Genomic DNA, 4,944 nt, shown 5'->3' on the forward strand with positions numbered 1-4,944 from the left:
AAAACAAAAAAGGACCTGACATTTAGTCAGGCACCCTTTCTTTATACACCATTTGTTGGCAGTACGTTATAATGCTTCCGATGTTGTCGGCTGCTCATAAACAACAACGGACTGACTCTCAGGCTCCCATTTAACATTCGCTCCTAGCGCCTCTCCGATTACCCTTACAGGTACCATTGTGGTTCCGTCCTCTATGGATGCTGGCTGCTCGATAGAATACGGCTGGCCGTTAATATATGCTTTGGCACTATTTACGAATAATTGGACGGACACACCGTTACGTGTAACAGTAACTGCCTTTTCCTTTGGATCCCAGGAAACCTTGGCATCCAAAGCCTCTGAAGCTGTTCGGAACGGTATAAGCGTGGTACCATTCCGGTTAATCGGTTCGGCATTGTACTTTTTACCATTTACAAACAGCTTCATACCTGATGACCGTCCAGCCTTCTTCGAGAATACATCCAGCTTTTTATAGCTTTCCAGATTGGACACATCAGCCAATACTGCCTCCTCCTGCATGTAAACGGCATCTGTTACATTTCCGTTTTCAGCCAGTAGCTCAGCAGCCTTGGTTAAAGCTTTGTCAGAATTGCGGATCAATTCAAGTTCAGTTACCTGCTCCGGAGTCAAACGTTCCGGATATTTGGTAAGCAGCAGATTCGCAATAACCGCTCCTGCCGGCTTATCTTTTGTATTTTCTACTGCATGAAGCAGACCATTATACCCGTTGTGTCCCTTGCGATCATGATGATCTTTGGGCTCAACATATGTATCGTCCGTTACTGCAACAGGGCTATTCTTTTTGATTTCATCGTGTTTTTCTTTTTTACTGCTCTCTTCATTCCGGTCTTTGTCAGACATCTTTGCTTCCTGTTTGTTCTCATGATCCTTTCCATGCCCCTGTTTGGCTTCAGCGACTCCCGCTGTCAGTCCCAGGACCAGTATACAAGCTAATAAAGTTGTCCATGTGTTTCTCATGATGCGATTCCTCCTTGTAGTTAAAGACCAGGTTGATTTGTAACCTACATATATTAACGGCTTCTACAAGCTAAATATGAAGTCCTTTTTAACTAGTGTTGCATTAGTAGAGGCTGTTGGCTAATCCATTACAATAAATTTTATTATGCTCGGATCTATTTCCACAGTATAATGGAAAATGCACATGCATTTTATAGATTAATCTTTACATTCGCATCCTAGAAAGAAGAGGAGACAGACATGTTCGGCACCATTCTTTTAGACGTTGTTTTACCTATTTTTGTTCTAATTGGTTTTGGTTGTATCATGCAATATTTTTTCCGGCTGGATTTGTATACCTTAGCTAAAATCAATTTTTACTATATCACCCCTGCAGTTGTGTTTATTGGTCTTTATCACTCTGAAATTTCTTTAATTCTCATGGGTGAGGTTTCACTTTTTTATGCTCTTTACATAGCTATTTTGTACGTAATCAGCACTATCGTTGCCAGATCTCTGAAATACAGCCCCGGCATGCGTGGGGCTTTTACAAACAGTGTAATGTTGGATAATTCAGGGAATTATGGTCTGCCAATTAATCAGTTGGTGTTTAAAGGCGATCCTCTAGCCATATCCGTCCAGGCTCTGATTATGACCTTTCAAAGCTTTGTTACATTCACATACGGTACCTTTGTTGTACAAAATGGCAAGGCCAATACACGCAGAATTTTAATTAATTTTTTGAAAATGCCTGTACCCTATGCGCTTGTGCTAGGCTTGCTTCTAAATCTACTACACAGTCCATTGCCTAATTTACTGGCTGAGCCTTTAAATTATATTAGCCATTCGATGGTCGCAGTGGCTCTGCTTACTTTGGGAGCGCAAATTGTGCAGTACCCTTTCCATTTGCGTCGGACAGCCGTGTACATCAGTATGGTATTACGCCTGATTGCGGGTCCTATAGTTGGTTTTATGCTCGTGTTTTTCCTGGGTCTGAAAGGAATTCCCGCTCAAGCACTGCTCATTGCATCAGGTATGCCTACTGGCGTTAACACAAGTATTTTGGCAGAAGAGTATAAAAATGAACCCGATTTTGCGGCTCAGACCGTATTGCTTTCTACGATTGTGAATGTCATTACGATGACACTGTTAATTTCAGTATCCCGCCATCTTACTTGAGGTTTATGATCAATATAAGAATTAGATTTATGCGCTTGTGTTTAAGGACATAAGCGTTTCTTTTTAAATAAAACTAGAACGTACGTTCTGCTGATATCTTTTTTCTGTTTAAGGTGGTGTGTTTGTGTTCTGGAGATGGTATGCGAGAAGGAGTTTTTCATTATTATGAATTTTTCATATAGTGAAATAATCATTTTTTTAAAACTTTAACCCCCTACTCTTTCTGTTTTCAACTAAAACTTGCTTTATTTTCAGAAAAAACTGAGGAGAACTAAATCTCAAAAAATAAAGCCAACTCGCTCATTAGAGCGGCTGACTTAAGATTATTTTTATGAGGATGGATCTAGGGCTCAATTCCCCATTGCTTGATCCCAGACAGGTAAGCGGTTATTTTAGTAGAATCTTGTAAGCTGCTTGCTGTAGGATTAAAGGAATAATCATCAGTTTGAGTATAACTGCTCCAATCCGCTTTGGATATCCGCGTTTGTAGCTCGACACTTTGACCAGGCTCTAAAGAACTCGCTGCCGACTTAAAACCAATTTCTACATAGGAATCTGCACCTGGCTTCGCATTGGTTAATGTTCTGAAGTTAGCAATCACATTCTCTGTACCGATGCTTGACCAATCCGTAAAGAAGTTCTGTGATTTCTCCCCGTTAATGGTGTAATAATAGCGCAATGTTACGTCTGCTAGGGAAACGGGCGAGCTTCCTGTATTGGTTATTTTAAACTTGGAACTGATCATATTACTTGTTGCTGATACATTTCCATTAAAGGATTGCACCTTCAGGACGCCCTCACCTGTTCCCGGCTCACTTGGCGTATCCCCCTTCACCGTAATCGTGAACAACGCATCATTGCCTGTACTAAAATGGAAGTTGAGCGTTGTCTCTCCTTTAGGAAGTTTAGATAAATACTTGTTGGTGAGAACGACTGTGTCTTCATTGACTGTATAATCTTCACCCTTGCTCAGTGTGATGCTCCCCTGCTTGATCGCATCTAGAGTATTACCGTTAAGTGTAAGTTTGACAGTAATATAGCTATTGCTGTGATCCATTCCATAAGTTGCAGCCGTCGGTGTAATACTTGCTTGCCCAGTCGATGGCTGATCCCCCCCTACACGATCTGCCACCAGAATGCCGCGCCCATTCGTTCCCAGATAAGCCCTTCCGTAAACCCGAGGATCTCCAATAATTGTAGTCACACGAGCATACTGATGCTTGTCATCATTTATGCGCACCCAGTTTGCGCCAGCATCGTCCGAACGATAAAATCCACGCGTGCCGTCCATTTTACCAACGATAAATACTGCTGCATTTGTACGATTGGGTGCTGCTTTGCCAAAGCCTACAAAATCCGCCTCCTGCACATTTTCAAGCTTGGTGAATGTAACACCTGAATCCTTGGAATGCCATAAACCATATGGCCCTCCGTCCTCGGAGCCTCCGGCAAACCATACATCTCCTTCCACTCCTCGTACAGCACCAATATCTGCGTTCCCTGCACTTGGTAACCCAGTAGTTGTGGATGCGGTGAAGGATACACCTCCATCAACACTTACATATATTCTTCCAGCAGAAAACGCGTAATATTTGTTAGGATTTACTCGGTCAGAGGCGATTTTTGCATTGGCTGGAATCCCCGTGCTTGCTGTCCATGAATTGCCCCCGGTTTTGGAATAAAACACACCTTTGTCTGATGTACTCCACAGCAATCCATTACCATTTGCCGCTACAGCGATACTGCCTCCCCCTACTGTACCTGAAGGCTCGCTATTCGCTTTGTACCAGTTCGCTCCGCCATCATTGGATAATCCGATGGATTTGGCATTTGGATCTTTTTTATAGTCCGCTTTACCCACCCGGGCCATAAAAGAAGGATTCAACTCGGCATAATCAATGCTTTCACTACTTGTAAAGGTTGGATTATCCAGCATTTTAGCAGGAGCCTTGAACAGATCATCATGTCTGAATCCAGAGACATCCCCTACTGCACTCACCAGAGGAGCTCCAGTAGGAGGGCTTACCAGATCCAAAATCGCCGTTTCCTCGACTCCTTTAGCGGCTACCGAAATATCTAGCTTCTCTCCCTTGTCCCAATCAGTTAGATTATTAGAGCCATAAATCGTAGCTCCTGTTCCATACAGCATATGATCTGAATTAAATGGATCTATCTCCAGATCTCCAATCATCCAGCCCAGCTTGGGCGATACTTCCGGCGGAGCAGGATTGGTATTGAAAGTCAGCCAAGGCGCAGCGGATATATCCAAATTGTACTTCAGCTTGCGAGTCGGATAACCATCAAATTCCCAAATAGGGCTCCAGGTTGCCCCACTATCTGTACTGCGGTAAATCGTTTCATCCGGCCACCAGGCATTTAAGGTTGCAACCAAAAGAGTACCGGGCTTCTGGGCATCCACCGTCAGTCCACCATACCCAAAATGATTGTCCGCGCTGCTACTGGCAACGGGACTAATGTTAGTCCATTGTCCACTAGCTGTATTCAATTTCCACAGTTCACCCTTGGTTCCATCATACGGTCCAGCTCCATCACTATATGAAATATACAGATTGTCATCTGACGATAGTACGCCGTGATGTGGCAAATAGCCTGTAGGCTGTCCCGCTATAGCGGACCAGGTTGTCCCGCCATCTGTACTGCGGTAGACGCTTTGCTTTTTATCCGCCACACCCACATAGATGGTTTGAGTTGCTTTACTGGAGGAGCCTGTTTTTTTGTCAAAGGTAATCCAGGCTAAACCAACAATGTCACTGGTATATTCATTGGAGGGGTCCTGTACATACGTCC

Annotated in this window: 3 protein-coding genes; 1 reads left to right on the forward strand and 2 read right to left on the reverse strand. The window is 43.5% G+C overall.

Annotated features, from left to right (window positions below; all coding sequences use genetic code 11):
- Positions 1-66: 66 nt before the first annotated feature.
- The gene (locus AC5V8P_RS23360) at positions 67-978 is read right to left on the reverse strand and encodes a copper amine oxidase N-terminal domain-containing protein (RefSeq protein ID WP_064797079.1); all 912 of its coding nucleotides are present in this window, start codon (positions 976-978) and stop codon (positions 67-69) included.
- A gap of 240 nt (positions 979-1,218) precedes the next feature.
- On the opposite strand from AC5V8P_RS23360, the gene AC5V8P_RS23365 reads away from it, so the two are divergent.
- Positions 1,219-2,136, forward strand: a complete 918-nt coding sequence (locus AC5V8P_RS23365; RefSeq protein ID WP_064797078.1) for an AEC family transporter — start codon at positions 1,219-1,221, stop codon at positions 2,134-2,136.
- Between the two features lie 343 nt (positions 2,137-2,479).
- On the opposite strand, the gene AC5V8P_RS23370 is transcribed toward AC5V8P_RS23365, so the two are convergent.
- On the reverse strand, positions 2,480-4,944 hold a 2,465-nt coding region (locus tag AC5V8P_RS23370; protein WP_495473912.1), incomplete at its 5' end, for a cellulose binding domain-containing protein.

This window comes from Paenibacillus sp. N119s, assembly GCF_059447605.1.

Bases quoted from the DNA above. Each gene is read 5' to 3' on its own strand.
- AC5V8P_RS23360 (WP_064797079.1), bottom strand. From the start codon at position 978: ATGAGAAACACATGGACAACTTTATTAGCTTGTATACTGGTCCTGGGA.
- AC5V8P_RS23365 (WP_064797078.1), top strand. From the start codon at position 1,219: ATGTTCGGCACCATTCTTTTAGACGTTGTTTTACCTATTTTTGTTCTA.